The sequence below is a fragment of the Psychrobium sp. nBUS_13 genome, assembly GCF_051201665.1.
GTDB lineage: Bacteria > Pseudomonadota > Gammaproteobacteria > Enterobacterales > Psychrobiaceae > Psychrobium.
On the sequence record NZ_CP179210.1, the window covers coordinates 1,206,356 to 1,223,828 of the forward strand.

A 17,473-nucleotide genomic window follows, 5' to 3' on the forward strand; every position below is an offset into this window, starting at 1 on the left:
ATTATGAAGTTTTCAAAACTTTTGGCACCTATTGCCTTATTAGGAACAAGTTTTAGTTCCCTAGCCGCTGAACCATTTACAGTAACTGATATTCGTATTCAAGGCTTACAACGTGTTGCTCTTGGCGCTGCGTTATTGAATACACCTGTAAAAGTTGGTGATGTCGTTACTGACGCTGATGTCGCGCGCATTATTAAAACACTTTATCGTTCAACTAACTTTGAAGACATTCAAGTATTCCGCGATGAAGGAATGCTGGTCATTAAAGTTAAAGAACGTCCAACTATTTCTGCGATTAATTTTGATGGCAATAAAGATCTTAAAGAAGAGCAATTGTCCGAGAGTTTAACAGGATCTGGAATTAAGCTGGGTGAACCTCTAGATCGTACATTGTTAACGGAAATTGAGAAAGGTCTTGAAGATTTCTATTACAGTGTTGGTAAATACTCAGCGAGTGTTGAGGCCAGTATTACTCCACTTGCTCGAAATCGAATTGAATTGAATTTCAAGTTTAAAGAGGGTGATGCAGCCAGCATTAAACAGATTAATCTCGTTGGAAATTCAGTCTTTAGTGATGAAGAATTAAAAGAAACTTTTGAATTATCTGATTATACCGCGTGGTGGAATTTCTTTGGCGAGCAAAAATATCAAAAGCAAAAATTGCAAGGTGATATTGAAACGTTAGAGTCTTTTTATAAAGACCGTGGTTACATTCGTTTTAAAGTTGATAGTACACAAGTATCAATGACACCGGATAAGAAGGGTCTATATATTGCGCTGAATTTAGATGAAGGTGAAATATATAAAATAAAAGACGTTAATCTAATTGGTGATATTGAAAAGTATCGAGAAATTATCGAGCGCTTGATCCCAATGAAAGAAGGCGATACCTACAACGGTGCGGCCGTTACTTTTACGGAAGAGCGTTTATCACGGTTTTTGGGGAATTATGGTTACGCATTTCCTAAAGTCACCACTTTTCCTGAAATTGATGATGAAACTAAAGAAGTTACCTTAAATCTCAATATTGAGCCTGGCGCTCGAGTGTATGTTAATGAAATTCGTTTTGTGGGTAATTACGATACGTCTGATGAAGTCTTACGTCGAGAAATGCTTCAACTTGAAGGTAGTTGGCTAAATAATAGCAAGCTTGAAGGTTCTAAAAACTACCTTAATCGATTAGGTTTCTTTGAAGAAGTTGAAACTGAAGTTATTCCTGTTGCTGGCAGTGACGATCGAGTTGATGTTGAAGTTAAGGTGAAAGAAACGCCTTCAGGTTCTTTTAATGCGGCTGTTGGGTACGGTAGTTATGGTGGTTTAAGCCTTCAATTAGGTGTTACGCAAAATAACTGGTTGGGTACCGGTAATCGTGTTGGTGTAAACTTTAATACGAATAAGTACCAAAAAAATATAAATATTTCCTACCGAGACCCTTATATAACGCATGAAGGCATTAGTGGCGGTGCGAATATTTATTGGTCAGAATATGACGCAGGTAATGCAAACTTGGCGCGTTATAACAATAAATCATACGGTGTTGGCTTCGATTTAGGGTTCCCAATTAATCCAGTTAGTCGCGTAAGTTTAGGTTTAGCATATAGACATAATGATATTTCTGAATTAAATCAATATGAGCAAGTAAAACCGTTTTATGAGGTTTATGGTGGCCGAAATAATGGTGACATTGCATTTGATAATTTTGAAATTTCGGCGGGTTGGAGTCGTACAACACTAAATCGTGCTAGATTCCCAACAGAGGGCTCTAATGCAACCTTCAATGGTAAGATGACTATTCCAGGCAGTGAAATACAGTATTTTCGCTTAGCATTTGAATCTCGTCATTATTTCCCTCTATCTGATGATCATCGTTACTCATTGATGGGTAAAGTTAAATTAGGTTACGGAAATGGTTACGGTGAAGTTGACGGTAACGATCACTTATTTGCTTTTAATGAGAACTTTAGAGCAGGTGGGCCTGGATCTTTACGCGGTTTTAAAGCCAATACAGTAGGACCTAAAGCGATCTATTTACAAGGTGGTGGCGAACAGGGGTCTGGTAGTCCAATTGATATAATTACAGGTCAATCATCAATTTTATATGGTGACCCTAGCACTATTGCGGTAAGTAACTATAGTGCTATTGGTGGTAATGCTCAGGCATTAGCGACGTTGGAACTGTTTGTTCCTACGCCATTTGTAGATGAAGGCGCTGGAAGTTCAGTTCGCACAAGTTTGTTTGTTGAAGGTGGTAACGTGTGGGATACTGAGTTTAACTACGATCGCTATCGTCAACTTGCTGAAACTGAATTTGAAAAAATCTATGATTTCTCAGATCCAAAAGAGTTTAGAGCGTCTTACGGTATATCTGTTCAATGGTTATCACCAATGGGCCCAATGGTATTTAGCTTGGCAAGACCATTACGTGAAGTTGAAGGCGATCGTTTAGAAGTATTTTCATTTAATATTGGTACAACATTTTAATTATAAAAAATTACTGCACGTTTATGCGGTATTTAAAGGAGAAGGTTTTGAAAAAGTTAGCAACAGCAGTTACTGCAGCGGCATTATTAGTAGGTACGTCATTTAGCAGTGCAAGTTTTGCATTTGAGCAAAAAATTGGTGTCATTGATATGGGTACTATTTTCCAAAATTTGCCGCAACGTGAACACTTAAGCCAAAAGTTAGACGTTGAATTTAAAGAGCGTCGTGAATCAGTGCAAGCGCTAGTTAAAAAAATGCAAGATCTTGCTGAAAAGAGCAAGCGTGATGGTGCATTACTTACTCAACAACAAAAACTTGATATGCAACGTGAAATGGAATCTTTGAAAAGTGATTACCAACTTAAAGGTAAAGCTTTAGAAGAAGACATGCGTCGCCGCGGTGGTGAAGAGCAAAATAAACTACTATTAGAAGTTCAAAAAGCTGTCAATGAAATCGCAAAATCAGAAAAGTATGATGTGATTTTACAATCGAATGCAGTTGCTTTTATCACTAAAGAGAATGATATTTCTCAACTAGTTATTAAGAAAGTATCTAAGTCTAAATAACATGGTGAAATTTACGCTCGCTCAGTTAGCGAAAAAGCTTGATGCGACATTACAAGGAGACGGTGATATTACCGTCTCAAGTATAGCGACTCTAAAATCTGCTCAATCGGGGCAGATTTCTTTTTTGGCAAATCCTAAATACAAAGAGCAGATTTTCACGGCTCAAGCTAGCGCGATTATTATGCGCCCAGATGATGCTGCTGATTATTCTGGCAATGCGCTGCTTTTAGATGAACCCTATGTGGGTTATGCAATGCTCGCTAATATCATGGATACAACCCCAAAGCCTGCTCATGGCATTAGCCCAATGGCAAATATATCAGATAGCGTAGTTATTGGTGACAATGTATCAATTGGCCCAAATAGCGTTATTGAGGCCGGAGCAAACATCGGCGATGGCTGTATCATTGGTGCTAATTGCTTTATTGGTGAAAACACCATTTTAAAACCCAATGCTAAGTTGTGGGCAAATGTTGTTATTTATCATAATGTAATTATTGGCGCGAATTGTCTTATTCATTCAACTGCCGTAATTGGCGCTGATGGGTTTGGCTTTGCTCCGCATAATGGGCAATGGCACAAAATTCCTCAGCTTGGCGGTGTTGAAATTGGTGACGGTACAGAAGTTGGCGCTGGTAGTACTATTGACCGTGGCGCTTTAGATCCAACAATTGTTGGCAATGGCTGTATTATTGATGACCAAGTACACCTTGGCCACAATGTTGTCGTAGGTAATTATAGTGCGATGGCGGCAAACACTTGTGTTGCCGGCAGTGTTAACATTGGCAATAATTGTATTATCGGCGGTGCATGTGCCATTAATGGTCATTTGTCTATTTGTGACGGGGCTACGGTCACAGGGATGAGCATGGTTATTAAGGATATTACTGAAGCTGGTGTATACTCTTCGGGTATGCCTTCACAAACTAATCGCGAATGGCGCAAAAATGGAGCGCGTTATCGTCAGCTAGACGATATGGCCAAGAGACTTAAAGCCGTTGAAAAACGACTTAAGCAAGATTAAGTAACTATTTACTCAGGAAGAACTGTTTTGTCTAACGAATTATCACCACTAGAAATCAATGAAATCATGGCGCTTTTGCCTCATCGTTATCCTTTTCTGTTAATTGATAAGGTTATTGATTTTGAAGTAGGAAAATCATTACACGCAGTAAAGAACGTCACTATTAATGAACCATTTTTCCAAGGTCATTTTCCAATAAAGCCTATTATGCCTGGTGTATTAATTTTAGAGGCGATGGCACAAGCTACTGGCGTACTTGGTTTTAAAACGATTGAAAAATCAGATGATACGTTGTATTACTTTGCTGCAATTGATAATGCGCGTTTTAAGCAACCTGTTGTACCAGGTGATGTCGTAAACATTCATGTAGAATATTTAAAAGAACGTCGTGGTATTGGCAAGTTTTATTGCGAAGCACGAGTAGACGGTAAGGTAGTTTGTAGCGCAGATCTAATGTGTGCTCGTAAGGACTAAATTGTGATAGATCCCTTAGCTTTTGTACATCCTAATGCAACGCTTGGTAAAAATGTAACCGTTGGCCCTTGGAGTTACATCGGTGCAGAGGTCACGTTAGGTGATGATTGTATCGTTGAATCTCATGTGGTCATTAAAGGGCCGTCCAACATAGGAAAAGAAAATCACTTTTTCCAATTTTCCTCTGTTGGTGAAGAATGCCAAGACAAAAAGTTCGCTGGTGAAGATACACAGCTCATTATGGGTGACAGAAATGTAGTTCGTGAAGGTGTAACTATTCATCGAGGAACTGTACAAGATAAAGGAATTACACGGATTGGCAGTGATAACTTATTGATGGCCTACGTTCACGTGGCTCATGATTGTATTATTGGCAATAACTGTATTTTGGCCAATAGCGTTAATCTAGCTGGTCATGTGGTTGTTGGTGATTTCGCGATCATTGGCGGCATGACAGGCGTACATCAGTTTGTAAAAATTGGTGTTCACTGTTTTGTTGGTGCAACATCTTGGGTTAACCAAGACGTTCCCCCATTTGTGATTTGTGCCGGACAACCCTGTGTACCTCGTGGCATTAACAGTGAAGGCCTTAAACGTCGTGATTTTAGTAAATCATCTATTTTAGCTATCCGTCGCGGTTTTAAGACTATTTATAAACAGCAATTATCTTTAGAAGACGCCGTTACTGAACTCAACAATTCTGACGATGAAAATGTTGGATTATTCATTGATTTTATTAACAACTCTGACCGCGGTATTATCCGATAAACAACGACTTTAAGGAGTTGGCGTGAGCCATATAACCCCTCACACAGACGTTGAGCTTACCCCTATACGCATTGGCATTGTCGCTGGAGAAATCTCCGGCGACATTTTAGGTGCGAGTTTCATCAAGTCTGTCAAACAACGCTATCCAAACGCTATTTTCGAAGGCATTGGCGGTCCACAAATGATTGAACAAGGTTGTGTTAGCTTGTTCGACATGGAAGAATTATCAGTCATGGGACTGGTGGAAGTCTTTAGCCGTCTAAGACGCCTCTTTGCAATCAAGCGTCATTTATTTGAACATTTTACTGCTGATCCACCAGATATTTTTGTTGGCATTGATGCCCCCGATTTTAATTTGCGCTTAGAGCTTCAGTTAAAAGAAGCTGGGATCAAAACAGTTCAGTACGTGAGTCCATCCATCTGGGCGTGGCGTCAAAAGCGTATTTTTAAAGTTGCCCAAGCGACAAACTTAGTATTAGCATTGCTGCCATTTGAAAAAGAATTTTACGATAAGTATGACTTTCCATGTGATTTTGTAGGTCATACCTTAGCCGACCAAATTCAACCTGACATGTCAAAAGTAGATGCTCGTGAAAGATTATCTTTGCAGCAGGACGTAAAATATCTAGCGCTAATGCCGGGTAGTAGAGGCAGCGAGTTAAAATATAATAGCCAGATGTATTTAGAGGCGGCATTAAGCCTTAAAGAACGATACCCAGCACTTAATTTCGTTATTCCATTGGTTAATGAGCAACGTAAATCGCAATTTTTGGCGGCAAAAGCGTTGTATGCTCCCAATCTTGCTATTGAAATTATTGATGGCCAATCAAGAGATGTGATGGCGGCAAGCGACGTTATTATGTTGGCTTCTGGCACCGCGACATTAGAAGGACTACTAGTTAATCGTCCGATGCTTGTTGTTCACAAAATTCATTGGTTAACTTATAAAATATTTAAGCCCATGATGAAAGTGACGCATTATTCGTTACCTAATTTATTAGCGAAAGAAGAGCTTATTGTTGAGTTAATTCAAGAAGATGCCACTAATGATAATATTGTCAGAGAAGCATCTAAGTTGCTCGATAGTGATAATAAATTAATGCTGAACTCGTTTAGTCAATTACAGCAACTACTCAAATGTGATGCGAGTGAACGTGCTGCAGATAGCGTTCTTAAGCTTATTAAGCGTTAATTGATTTACCCAAATTAAGAAGAAGAATATGCCTACAGAACCTGAATTTATCTTTCCTGATCTTGTTGTTGCCGGTGTCGATGAAGTGGGACGTGGTCCTTTGGTTGGGGATGTTGTTACCGCAGCAGTTATTCTTGATCCTGCTAAGCCCATTGAAGGGTTAGCCGATTCTAAAAAACTAAGCGATAAGAAGCGAGATGCACTTTACGAGCTTATCGTCGATAATGCGTTAGCATATGCCGTTGGCCGTGCAAGTCCCGATGAAATTGACGAACTAAATATTCTTCATGCTACGATGCTTGCAATGCAACGCGCGGTAAACGGGCTAGCAATTACGCCGCAACACGTTTTAATTGATGGCAATCGATGTCCTGCACTACCAATGTCTTGTCAGGCAATCGTAAAAGGTGATGCTAGAGTTGAAGAGATCAGCGCAGCATCTATTATTGCTAAGGTCACCCGAGATCGTGAAATGGAAGCACTTGATAGAGAGTTTCCCCAGTTTGGTTTTGCCAAACATAAAGGGTATCCCACCAAATTTCACATGGAAATGATTGAGCAATTTGGTGTAACCCCTTATCATCGACGTAGTTTTAAACCTGTTAAAGCGGCGCTAAATCTTATTTAAAAATGCCGCTGTTGGTAAGGAAATGTTGTGATCGATCCTAAATTTGTTCATCTAAGAATCCATTCAGACTTTTCTATGGCTGATGGTGTTGCCAAGGTTGGCAAGATTGTTGGCAAAGTTGATGAATTAAAAATGCCTGCTATGGCTATTACTGATCTAGTAAACCTGTGTGGCCTAGTAAAGTACTATCGCGGTGCACATAGTGCTGGTATTAAACCTATTATCGGCGCTGATATGTGGGTGCAAAGTGATGAATTTGATGAAGAGCCTTGGCGCATTACCATCCTATGTAAAGATAATAAAGGTTATAACAATCTTACATTATTGATTTCTCAGGCTTATTTACGCGGAAAAGTACATGATAAGGCGGTTATCGATAAGTCGTGGCTTGCGAAATATAATGAAGGGTTGATTATTCTCTCTGGTGGCCGAGAAGGCGACGTTGGCATGGCGCTGCTTAAAGGGAATGATAAATTGGCACGTCAATGCCTTTCGTTTTATCAAGAGCACTTTAAAGATGATTTTTATCTTGAGTTATTGCGCACGGGACGAGTCAATGAAGAAGAGTATTTACACAGTGCCTGCTTGCTTGCCAGCCAAACGAATATTCCAGTTGTTGCAACCAATGAAGTTACTTTTTTAAATAGCGCTGACTTTGATGCGCATGAAGTGCGAGTCGCGATTCACGACGGTTATGGACTTGCTGATCCACGTCGACCTAAACGATATAGTGATCAACAATTTCTTCGCACAGAAGAAGAAATGTGCGAATTATTTAGTGATATCCCATCTGCATTAACCAACTCTGTTGAAATTGCCAAGCGCTGTAATGTTACCGTTGTATTAGATGAATATGTATTACCAGACTATCCAACGGGCGATTTAGAAATTGAAGACTTCCTTGTAAAAGTATCTGTTGATGGCTTGGAAGAGCGGTTAGAGTTTTTATTTCCCGACGAGGAAGAGCGCGAACGCCAGCGACCTGAGTATGAAAAGCGTCTTCATATCGAACTGGGCGTAGTTAACAAGATGGGATTCCCCGGCTACTTCCTTATCGTAATGGAGTTTATTCAGTGGAGTAAGGATAACGATGTTCCCGTAGGACCAGGTCGTGGCTCTGGTGCCGGTTCTTTAGTGGCCTATGCTCTAAAAATCACCGATCTAGATCCGCTAGAATACGATTTATTATTTGAACGTTTTCTTAACCCTGAACGTGTATCCATGCCGGATTTTGATGTCGATTTTTGTATGGAAGGGCGCGATAGGGTTATCGACCATGTTGCGGAGTTATATGGCCGTGATGCGGTATCGCAAATTATTACTTTCGGTACGATGGCTGCAAAGGCAGTTGTGCGAGATGTTGGTCGTGTTATGGGCCAGCCGTATGGGTTTGTAGAGCGTTTAACGAAGCTTATTCCTGCTGAGCCAGGCATGTCACTGACTAAAGCATGGGAAGTAGAGCCGCAGCTTGATCAACTTTATCAAGCCGATGAAGATGTGCGTGAGCTTATTGATATGGCGCGCCGTCTCGAGGGCACCACGCGTAATGCCGGTAAGCATGCGGGTGGTGTTGTTATTTCGCCAACAACCATTACAGATTTCGCGCCGCTTTATTGTGATGATGAAGGTAAGAACCCTGTAACACAATTCGATAAGAACGATGTTGAAACAGCGGGCTTGGTCAAGTTTGACTTCTTGGGTTTACGTACGTTAACCATTATTAAATGGGCACTAGACCCACTTAATATTGCTCGCGCTAAGAAGGGACTAGAGCCCGTTGCTATTGAATCCATTCCATTAGAAGATCCTGCGTCGTTCGCTATGTTAAAGCGCAGTGAGACAACCGCGGTATTCCAGTTAGAATCTCGCGGTATGAAGGAACTGATTAGTCGTCTTTTACCGGATTGTTTTGAAGATATTATCGCACTGGTGGCCTTATTTAGACCGGGTCCATTGCAATCAGGCATGGTAGATAACTTTATCGATCGTAAGCACGGACGCGAAGAAGTCTCATACCCTGATAGCCAATGGCAACATGAATCACTCAAAGAAACGTTAGAGCCAACTTACGGTATTATCTTGTATCAAGAACAGGTAATGCAAATTGCGCAGGTCCTTTCTGGTTACACCCTTGGCGGCGCCGATATGTTACGTCGTGCGATGGGTAAGAAAAAACCTGAAGAGATGGCAAAACAGCGTTCTACCTTCGAGGACGGTGCAAAAAATAACGGCGTTGATGGCGAGCTAGCCATGAAAATCTTTGATTTGGTAGAGAAATTCGCGGGCTACGGATTTAATAAATCTCACTCAGCAGCATACGCGCTTGTTTCTTACCAAACATTGTGGCTTAAGTGCCATCATCCTGCATATTTCATGGCGGCGGTAATGTCGGCCGATATGGATAACACCGATAAAATCGTTACCTTGGTGGACGAATGTGAACGCATGAAGTTAGTGCTTCATCCACCCGATGTTAATTCAGGTGAATACAAATTCAGCGTTAATGAAGATGAAGAAATCGTTTATGGCATTGGTGCCATTAAAGGCGTTGGTGAAGGCCCTGTCGAAGCGATCTTAGAGGCACGCGAAAAAGGCGGACCATTTAAAGATTTCTTTGATTTTTGTGGTCGAATAGACACTAAGAAAATTAACAAACGAATTTTTGAGAAATTAATTAAAGCAGGTGCTCTTGATAAATTAGGGCCGCATCGAGCGTCGATGATGGCCTCACTACCTGAAGCCGTAAAAGCATCTGAACAACACGCCAAAGATAGAGCCGTTGGGCAGCATGATTTATTCGGTCTCTTAGCCAGCCATGATGAAGATGTCAGTCATGAGTTTACCGATGTGATGCCGTGGCCTGATAAAATTTGGCTTGAAGGTGAACGTGAAACGCTCGGTTTATATTTAACAGGCCATCCAATTAATCAGTATCTGCCAGAGTTGAAGCACTATACTCGTTGTCGTTTAAAAGACATTGTGCCGACTGAACGTGGTCAAGTGGTTAAAGCGGCAGGTCTTGTCATTGCATCTCGAGTCATGATCACGAAACGCGGTTCTAAAATGGGAATAATGACCATTGATGATAAAAGTGGCCGGTTAGAAGCGATGCTTTACAGCGAAACGTTAGAAAAATACCAAGATTTACTGCAAAAAGACAAAATATTAGTGCTAGAAGGAGAGGTCAGCTTTGATGATTTTTCTGGGGGTAATAGAATGTCCGTCAAAGAAGTCTACGATGTAGCAAATGCCCGTGAGCGCTTTGCAACTGCGTTAGAATTGAAGGTTGAACAACAGCAAATCAACAAGCACTTTTTCACACGATTTAATCAAGCATTGGCGCCATTTCAATATGGTGCGTTGCCGGTTAATATTTTTTATTCCCGTGCTGAGGCAACTGCCAAGCTCGAATTGGGTATCCAATGGCGAGTTACGCCGGACGATGAACTGTTAGATAACTTGCGAATGTTGCTTGGAAATAGGCATGTTCGATTAAAGTTCTAAAGATTTCAAGCTATTGTAATAATTTAAGTAACTTAGGCTATAATGCAGACAATGATACTGTCATTCACTTAAGATTACGCCACATTTTAAAGAGATGAATTAATGAGTCAGAATTTTTTAGAGTTTGAAAAGCCAATTGCTGAATTACATGCGAAAATTGATGAGTTGAGAAATGTGAGCAGTAACAGCTCACTTAATATAGATCTTGCACAAGAAATTCAAGCACTTGAAGAAAAAAGCGTGTCTATGGCGCAAAAGATTTTTTCTGATCTTGGACCTTGGCAAGTTAGTCAAATTGCGCGTCATCCAGAGCGTCCATATACGTATGATTATATCGAGCGTGTGTTTGAAGATTTTGATGAAATCTGTGGTGATCGTGCTTATGCCGATGACAAAGCAATTATTGGCGGTACGGCACGATTAAATGGTACGCCTGTGATGGTTATTGGGCATCAAAAAGGCCGTAGTACTAAAGAAAAAGTTAAACGTAACTTTGGTATGCCACGTCCTGAAGGTTACCGCAAAGCATTACGTTTAATGGATATGGCGGAACGTTTTAATATGCCTATCGTTACATTAATTGATACTCCAGGAGCTTACCCAGGCGTTGGTGCTGAAGAGCGCGGTCAATCAGAAGCTATTGCACGTAACTTAAAAGTAATGGCAGGTTTAAAAGTACCCGTTGTGTGTACTGTGATTGGTGAAGGTGGCTCTGGTGGCGCATTGGCAATTGGCGTTGGTGACACCGTTAATATGTTGCAATACAGTACGTATTCTGTAATTTCTCCTGAAGGTTGTGCATCTATCTTATGGAAGAGCGCTGACAAAGCGTCACTAGCGGCGGAAGCAATGGGTATTACCTCTGACCGTTTATTAGGTTTAGAGCTTATTGATAATATTATTGAAGAGCCATTAGGCGGCGCTCATCGCGATTTTGATGCCATGGCTAGCAATGTTAAAGCAACGCTAGTTGATCAAATTGCAGTGTTAAAAGCATTAGATGTCGATACGATGTTAGATAACCGTTACAAACGTTTAATGTCATTTGGCTATTGCTAAGCGTTAATTGCATCATCAAAATACCGTTTAGGGAAACCTAAGCGGCATTTTTGTTTTATAGCCAGCCATTAGGCTTGTATACTCTACTTTTCTCTTACTTAATATTGTTAGTCATGAGCTTAGTGTTAGCGGTTAATCAATTTATCAAGCAACATCAACTTGAAGGACGTCGCATTGTTGTCGGTCTTAGTGGTGGAGTTGATTCTGTCGTGTTGCTCGACGCTTTAGTGAAATCACAATTGCCGACGGCGCAGATTATTGCAGTGCATGTTAATCATGGGTTGAGTGCTAATGCTGGGCAGTGGCAAGTCTTTTGTCAGCAGCTGTGCGCAGAGCTTTCAATTAATTATCAATATGAACAAGTTACTGTTTCACCTTCAAAACTAGGCATTGAAGGAGAAGCGAGATTACAGCGCTATCAAGCGTTTGAGAGGCATCTGTCAGCTGATAGTGTACTCGTGACAGCTCAACATCTTAATGACCAAGCTGAAACATTACTGCTTGCATTAAAGCGTGGCAGTGGTGTTTTAGGTTTAGCCGCTATGGCGCCGTGTAATGAGTTAAAGAACGGACTGCATGCTCGTCCATTATTAAGTATCACGCGTCATGAAATTGAACAATGGGCGACAACTCATCATTTGAGTTGGATTGAAGACGAAAGTAATCGAGATCAGAGCTTTGATCGCAATTATCTACGTCATCATGTTATCAATGATTTGAATGAGCGCTGGCCTAGCTTTAGTCAGAATGTCGCAAGAACTGCTGCTCTATGCCAAGAAGCCGTATCCTTAGCAGATGAAGTCGCTAAAGAAGACTTTTCTCATCAGGCTTCATCCACTCAACAGCTTGAATTAACAGCGCTAAAAACCTTATCACAAGCGCGCCAAAATAACCTATTACGTTATTGGTTGCGATTAAATCGTGTTTTGTTACCGTCATCCAAACAACTTGCTGAAGTTATCCAACAAGCTAATAGCGCAGATGACAGTAAGATGAAAATTGTGCTTGGCGATAAATCGATACGCCGATTTCAGCAGCGCCTTTATATCGTTGACGAGTCAGTTGACGCGTTACCGCAGCAGACTATTGTTGAAGATATTTCAAAAAAGTTAACGTTTGATTTTTCGTTAGGCATAGTCAAATTTAATGAAATGGCTAGCCATCACTCTTTCTTGTTCAGAAAACCCAATGATGAAAGCACAGTGACTATTGAGTTTGGCTTATCTGGTTCAATAAAAGCGTGGCCGAGTTCACGAGATAAACGGCGAACTCTTAAAAAACTATGGCAGGAGTTTAAGGTGCCTCCATGGGAGCGACCGCTAGTGCCTTGTTTATGCGTTGATGGGGAGTTGGTTGCTGCTATTGGTTATTGGGTGGAGACTGAGTGGTTAGACGAACAGGTTGACGAAAATACAGCTGCTCAAATATTAACATTAAATTGGCATAAGCATTGATACTTATGCCAATTTAAAAATCTAATCGTTTAGGCAATGGAATTTATTTTTGCCATGATCTTTAGCATGATATAGGGCTTTATCTGCACGCTCTATCATTGAAGCATTGCAATCGCCACTCTTCCAATTTGTAAAACCAATTGACGTTGTAACTTGATGCCCCATCATTAATTTGTCTTGGCAAACCATATATATAATACGCTGTGCGACTAACGATGGATTTAATGAGTCACTATGAGCAAGTAATAGTACAAACTCATCACCACCAAATCTAAATACATAATCATTGCTGCGCAGTGCTTCACGTAATATTTTCGCAAATTGTTTTAAAACAAGATCACCTTCTGTATGACCATTTTGATCGTTAACTTGTTTAAAGTTATCAAGATCAAGCATCAATAAACTAAATGGACTGTCTTCGCGCTGTGCAGTTGATTTCATGCAGCTAAGCGTTTCGTCAAAGTAACTACGATTACCAAGACCTGTTAAATGATCACGTAAACTCAAACGGCGATTATGCTCAAAAATTAATACGTTATTGAGCGGCTGCAGTAATTGCTGCTCTAATGAGGCAATTAACTGCCGCTGCGATTGAGCAAGAGGCTTAGTTGATAAATAACGGACGACTCCTAATGATTTGTCATGCAGGTACAAATTACTACTTAATACACAACAACTGCCTTGTGAATATTTCGGCTGAAAGACTTGGTCGTTATATTCAAACTCTAAACCAGTTATATGCAGACGCAAACTAACTTCACGCGCATAAATAGCTAATAAAGGTTGCAATTCAATGGCCACACTAAGCTTTTGTAAAAAATCGAGTTTTTCTAATGCTCTACGAACAGGCGTATTGGTATTTTTACCTAGCTCTTTGGCAATTGAAGTAAATTCAATGCTTTCTAGTTCATTGATAGGTAAGTTTAGACGTTGCATTTTAATTCTCACTCTGTTGTGTGATAACCGGCACTACATCTTTGCTCGGGATACTGTTTCGCTGTTCAAAAAATTGACACCACGTTAATTGTTTATAACAAAGCAAAGGGTGTGCCAAAAAATTTTAACGTTAGTGATGAATTAATTAGCGCTTTTAAAATAGCCAGTTATTGCGCTAAAGTAAGAGTTCGAATTCAAGCATTTTGACAAGGAAATAAACTTCTATGCTGTCAGTATTGATTTCATTACTGCTCGTTATTCTAGTGCTGCTGTCGTTTCGCCGCCTAAAAATCCCCCCTGTGCTAGGTTACTTAGTCACTGGCATTCTCGTGGGACCCAGTGTATTTGAATTACTGGCAGACTCAGAGCAAATGCATTTCTTGGCTGAAATGGGCGTGGTTTTTCTTTTATTTTCGTTGGGTCTTGAATTTTCATTACCTAAATTGATGTCGATGAAAGGATTAGTATTTGGTTTGGGCAGTGCACAACTCGCTATTACGACAGCCATTGTCGCCGGGGTTTGTTTAGCCGTTGGACTTGATGTTGAACAAGCGCTAATTGTTGGTGTTGTGATTGCTTTATCATCGACGGCAATTGTGATTAAACAGCTATCTGAAATGCGCCAGACTAACAGTGGCAGTGGACAGATGGCTATTTCTGTATTGTTATTTCAAGATATCGCTGTTGTCCCCGTTCTTATTTTGATTCCTATGTTAGGAACTGATTCTGATTTTGGTTTATCACTCTTACTGGCACTAGGAAAAGGTGTCGGCGCGTTCATTATCATCTTTCTTGCTGGGAAATTAATCTTACCTAAGTTATTTGATGAGATTGCAAGAGCTCGCTCAGATGAATTATTCGTATTAACAGCAATAATGGTAGTGGTGTTTACTGGCGCCTTAACATATTCGCTGGGGTTGTCTGCGGCGTTAGGCGCTTTTTTGTCGGGCATGATGCTTGGCGAGAGCAAATATAGACATCAATTAGATGCGGATATTCGCCCTTTTAAAGACATTTTAATGGGACTGTTTTTTGTCTCCATTGGCATGATGCTCAATTTATCCTTGTTAGTGGATCAATGGACGCTCTTATTAATATGTTTGCCAATGTTAATTTTGGCTAAGTCAGCTATCGTTGCGTTAATCTATTTTAATCGCCGAGCCAAGCGGCGCAGCGCACTCAAAAGTGGTTTTTATTTGGCTCAGGTCGGGGAGTTTGGATTCGTTGTTTTAGCGCTGGCTCAGAAGAATGCTTTGTTGTCGGATGCTACCGTATCATTGATTATTGCGTTGGGCGTCCTAAGTATGGCTATGACGCCGATTTTAATGCACAAAGCAGACGCGCTAGCCAAGCACCTAATAAAATCACATGAACTCTTAGATAAGCCATTACCGACACCAACAACATGTGAGTTAATGAAAGACCATGTTGTTATTTGTGGCTTTGGGCGAGTGGGGCAAACCATCGCGCGATTTCTCAAAAAAGAAGCCATAGCTTATATCGCGATGGATCAAGATCCTGTGCGTATTCAAGAGGCGATTGTCGGTGGCGAAAAAGTATTGTTTGGAGACTCTCGTCATCGCGATATTTTAAAGAACTGTCACGTTGATAAGGCAAAATTAGTCGTTATCACTTTTGATGATAATCATTCTGTAATACAGGTACTCAGTGCTTGTAAAGAAATGGGGCAAGATATAGAGGTAATGATCAGAACCCGTGATGACACTGACATGAGTATGCTTAAAGAAGCAGGCGCGCAAACCGTAGTTCCTGAAGCATTAGAAGGAAGCTTGATGTTGGTTTCTCAGGTGTTGTTTTTATCTGGCGTGCCCATGAGCCGCGTATTAAAGCGTATTCAAATAGAGCGTAAAAACCAATATAAATTTATGCATGGTTATTTTCATGGTGATGAATCATCTCACAACATGGAGCTAGATTTAGAGCAGCTCCATGCCGTTGCGGTGCCACTAGATGCTCATGTTATTGGTCATCTTGTTGGTAACTTACCGTTGGAGCGATTACGCATTACATTGCGTGGTATTCGCCGCAATCATGAAGAAATTAGTGAACCTGATGATGACTTCACCATTAAGGAGGATGATGTGCTCATTTTATGTGGCAAGCCACGTCGAGTCGAACGTGCTGAGCGATATCTACTTAACGGCGGCTAATTTTTTCTAAGATCATATTGAATATGTTTTTGACGAATTTTAGTTTGATTAATGTCTAAAAACTCGCAAAGTTGTCGTTGTTGGGCCATACCATCATTAAAACCTGCATTAATTAATTCTTTACAATAATCTTGTTCAAACAATAAATAGCTTAATAAACTTGATTCACTGTGGCAGGTGACGCCAATGGTTGCCATTAATCGTCTAATCGCCCAAGGGACTTTATCGAAGTGGCGATGAGCGATTTTATTAATATCGATACTAGGGTTAATTACCAAGGTCTCAATTTTACGTAAATCATGTTGTTCAAGCGTACTTGGTTCAATGAGATCAAGCGTTGCATTAACACGATTAGCTCGCTCAATATCCGAATCTAGCGTATCGCTAAATACACTATCAAGTAAATGACCTGCAATTGACGAGGCACTTGGATGTTTCATTACGCCATGTACTGGTTTGTCATGTGGCGAGTCTAACCCAATACATAGAACTTTTTCAGCGCCTAGGTGAATAGCTGGGCTAAGTGGTGAAAGTTGGTGAATTGAACCGTCGCCATAAAATGATTGGCGAACTTCTACTGCTGGAAACAACAACGGTAACGCCGATGACGCCATCAAATGCTCCGCATGAAGAACGCCCCGCAAGCTTTCTCGTTTAGAGCGTTTCCAATCTTCAATTGACGGGTGACCTTGGTAAAAAGAAACAGAATTACCGGTTTCATAACTTGATGCTGTGACAGCTAGCGCGTGTAAATAACCACTCGCGATATTTCGCTCAAGTCGTTCGAATGGCACCATTTGATTAATGAGCTTGCGCAGTGGTGAATTATCAAGCAGCGACGTTGGACGATTGCGGTAGAGATCACTACGCATCCATTTCGTTAGGTTATTAAACATGTGATGAGAGACATGGCTAATATCACTACGATAAATAGCATTGGTGCGCATATTGCGCCAAATCCAGTCTAATTTTTTGACACCTAAATGAAAGCTCGAGGCATAACAACCAAGAGCTGTGCTGTTGATGGCACCTGCGGAAGTGCCACAAAGAATGGGAAATGGAATACTGTGATTACGAGGATAAAAAGTCGCAATCGCTTTTAAGACGCCAACCTGATAAGCACCACGTGCACCGCCACCGCTTAATAGCAGACCGATTTTATATTGGCTATTGTGTTGAGATTTACGGGAAGCGTCCATGATTATCAATTTCCAAA

The 17,473-nt window shown here is 40.7% G+C and carries 13 protein-coding genes; 11 read left to right on the plus strand and 2 right to left on the minus strand.

What is annotated here, in order from left to right; genetic code table 11:
• Positions 1–3 precede the first annotated feature (3 nt).
• The 10 genes from bamA (at position 4) to tilS (ending at position 13,150) form a co-directional block, all read left to right on the plus strand.
• Positions 4–2,481 carry an outer membrane protein assembly factor BamA gene (gene bamA / locus ACMAZF_RS05465; RefSeq protein ID WP_435276438.1) on the plus strand — a complete coding sequence of 826 codons (2,478 nt, stop codon included), beginning with the start codon at positions 4–6 and terminating at the stop codon, positions 2,479–2,481.
• A 47-nt stretch (positions 2,482–2,528) separates the two neighbouring features.
• Entirely contained in the window at positions 2,529–3,047 is a 519-nt protein-coding gene (locus tag ACMAZF_RS05470) for an OmpH family outer membrane protein (protein WP_435276439.1), read from the plus strand.
• A 1-nt stretch (position 3,048) separates the two neighbouring features.
• The gene (gene lpxD, locus ACMAZF_RS05475) at positions 3,049–4,071 is read left to right on the plus strand and encodes a UDP-3-O-(3-hydroxymyristoyl)glucosamine N-acyltransferase (RefSeq protein WP_435276440.1); all 1,023 of its coding nucleotides are present in this window, start codon (positions 3,049–3,051) and stop codon (positions 4,069–4,071) included.
• A gap of 27 nt (positions 4,072–4,098) precedes the next feature.
• Positions 4,099–4,545 carry a 3-hydroxyacyl-ACP dehydratase FabZ gene (gene fabZ, locus ACMAZF_RS05480; protein ID WP_435276441.1) on the plus strand — a complete coding sequence of 149 codons (447 nt, stop codon included), beginning with the start codon at positions 4,099–4,101 and terminating at the stop codon, positions 4,543–4,545.
• Positions 4,546–4,548: 3 nt separating this feature from the next.
• Positions 4,549–5,313 (plus strand): acyl-ACP--UDP-N-acetylglucosamine O-acyltransferase, encoded by a 765-nt coding sequence (gene lpxA, locus ACMAZF_RS05485; RefSeq protein ID WP_435276442.1) that lies wholly within the window; start codon positions 4,549–4,551, stop codon positions 5,311–5,313.
• Between the two features lie 22 nt (positions 5,314–5,335).
• Positions 5,336–6,505, plus strand: a complete 1,170-nt coding sequence (lpxB, locus tag ACMAZF_RS05490; RefSeq protein WP_435276443.1) for a lipid-A-disaccharide synthase — start codon at positions 5,336–5,338, stop codon at positions 6,503–6,505.
• Between the two features lie 28 nt (positions 6,506–6,533).
• Complete coding sequence (rnhB, locus tag ACMAZF_RS05495; protein WP_435276444.1) at positions 6,534–7,133, plus strand: ribonuclease HII; 600 nt, start codon at positions 6,534–6,536, stop codon at positions 7,131–7,133.
• Between the two features lie 27 nt (positions 7,134–7,160).
• On the plus strand, positions 7,161–10,637 hold the full coding sequence (gene dnaE, locus ACMAZF_RS05500; RefSeq protein ID WP_435276445.1) for a DNA polymerase III subunit alpha: 3,477 nt from the start codon (positions 7,161–7,163) through the stop codon (positions 10,635–10,637).
• Positions 10,638–10,739: 102 nt separating this feature from the next.
• Positions 10,740–11,696 carry an acetyl-CoA carboxylase carboxyl transferase subunit alpha gene (accA, locus tag ACMAZF_RS05505; RefSeq protein ID WP_435276446.1) on the plus strand — a complete coding sequence of 319 codons (957 nt, stop codon included), beginning with the start codon at positions 10,740–10,742 and terminating at the stop codon, positions 11,694–11,696.
• Between the two features lie 113 nt (positions 11,697–11,809).
• Positions 11,810–13,150 (plus strand): tRNA lysidine(34) synthetase TilS, encoded by a 1,341-nt coding sequence (gene tilS, locus ACMAZF_RS05510; RefSeq protein WP_435276447.1) that lies wholly within the window; start codon positions 11,810–11,812, stop codon positions 13,148–13,150.
• A gap of 21 nt (positions 13,151–13,171) precedes the next feature.
• Here the strand turns inward: tilS and ACMAZF_RS05515 are convergent, their stop codons facing one another.
• Positions 13,172–14,086, minus strand: coding sequence for a GGDEF domain-containing protein (locus ACMAZF_RS05515; RefSeq protein ID WP_435276448.1), 915 nt, complete (start codon positions 14,084–14,086; stop codon positions 13,172–13,174).
• Positions 14,087–14,310: 224 nt separating this feature from the next.
• On the opposite strand from ACMAZF_RS05515, the gene ACMAZF_RS05520 reads away from it, so the two are divergent.
• On the plus strand, positions 14,311–16,257 hold the full coding sequence (locus tag ACMAZF_RS05520; protein ID WP_435276449.1) for a cation:proton antiporter domain-containing protein: 1,947 nt from the start codon (positions 14,311–14,313) through the stop codon (positions 16,255–16,257).
• On the opposite strand, the gene ACMAZF_RS05525 is transcribed toward ACMAZF_RS05520, so the two are convergent.
• Positions 16,254–17,456: a patatin-like phospholipase family protein gene (locus tag ACMAZF_RS05525; RefSeq protein WP_435276450.1), complete on the minus strand. Its 1,203-nt coding sequence runs from the start codon at positions 17,454–17,456 to the stop codon at positions 16,254–16,256. The genes ACMAZF_RS05520 and ACMAZF_RS05525 overlap by 4 nt on opposite strands.
• Between the last annotated feature and the right edge of the window lie 17 nt (positions 17,457–17,473).

Coding starts and splice junctions, on each gene's coding strand:
- bamA (WP_435276438.1), top strand. CDS start 4: ATGAAGTTTTCAAAACTTTTGGCACCTATTGCCTTATTAGGAACAAGT.
- lpxD (WP_435276440.1), top strand. CDS start 3,049: ATGGTGAAATTTACGCTCGCTCAGTTAGCGAAAAAGCTTGATGCGACA.
- rnhB (WP_435276444.1), top strand. CDS start 6,534: ATGCCTACAGAACCTGAATTTATCTTTCCTGATCTTGTTGTTGCCGGT.
- accA (WP_435276446.1), top strand. CDS start 10,740: ATGAGTCAGAATTTTTTAGAGTTTGAAAAGCCAATTGCTGAATTACAT.
- tilS (WP_435276447.1), top strand. CDS start 11,810: ATGAGCTTAGTGTTAGCGGTTAATCAATTTATCAAGCAACATCAACTT.
- ACMAZF_RS05515 (WP_435276448.1), bottom strand. CDS start 14,086: ATGCAACGTCTAAACTTACCTATCAATGAACTAGAAAGCATTGAATTT.
- ACMAZF_RS05520 (WP_435276449.1), top strand. CDS start 14,311: ATGCTGTCAGTATTGATTTCATTACTGCTCGTTATTCTAGTGCTGCTG.
- ACMAZF_RS05525 (WP_435276450.1), bottom strand. CDS start 17,456: ATGGACGCTTCCCGTAAATCTCAACACAATAGCCAATATAAAATCGGT.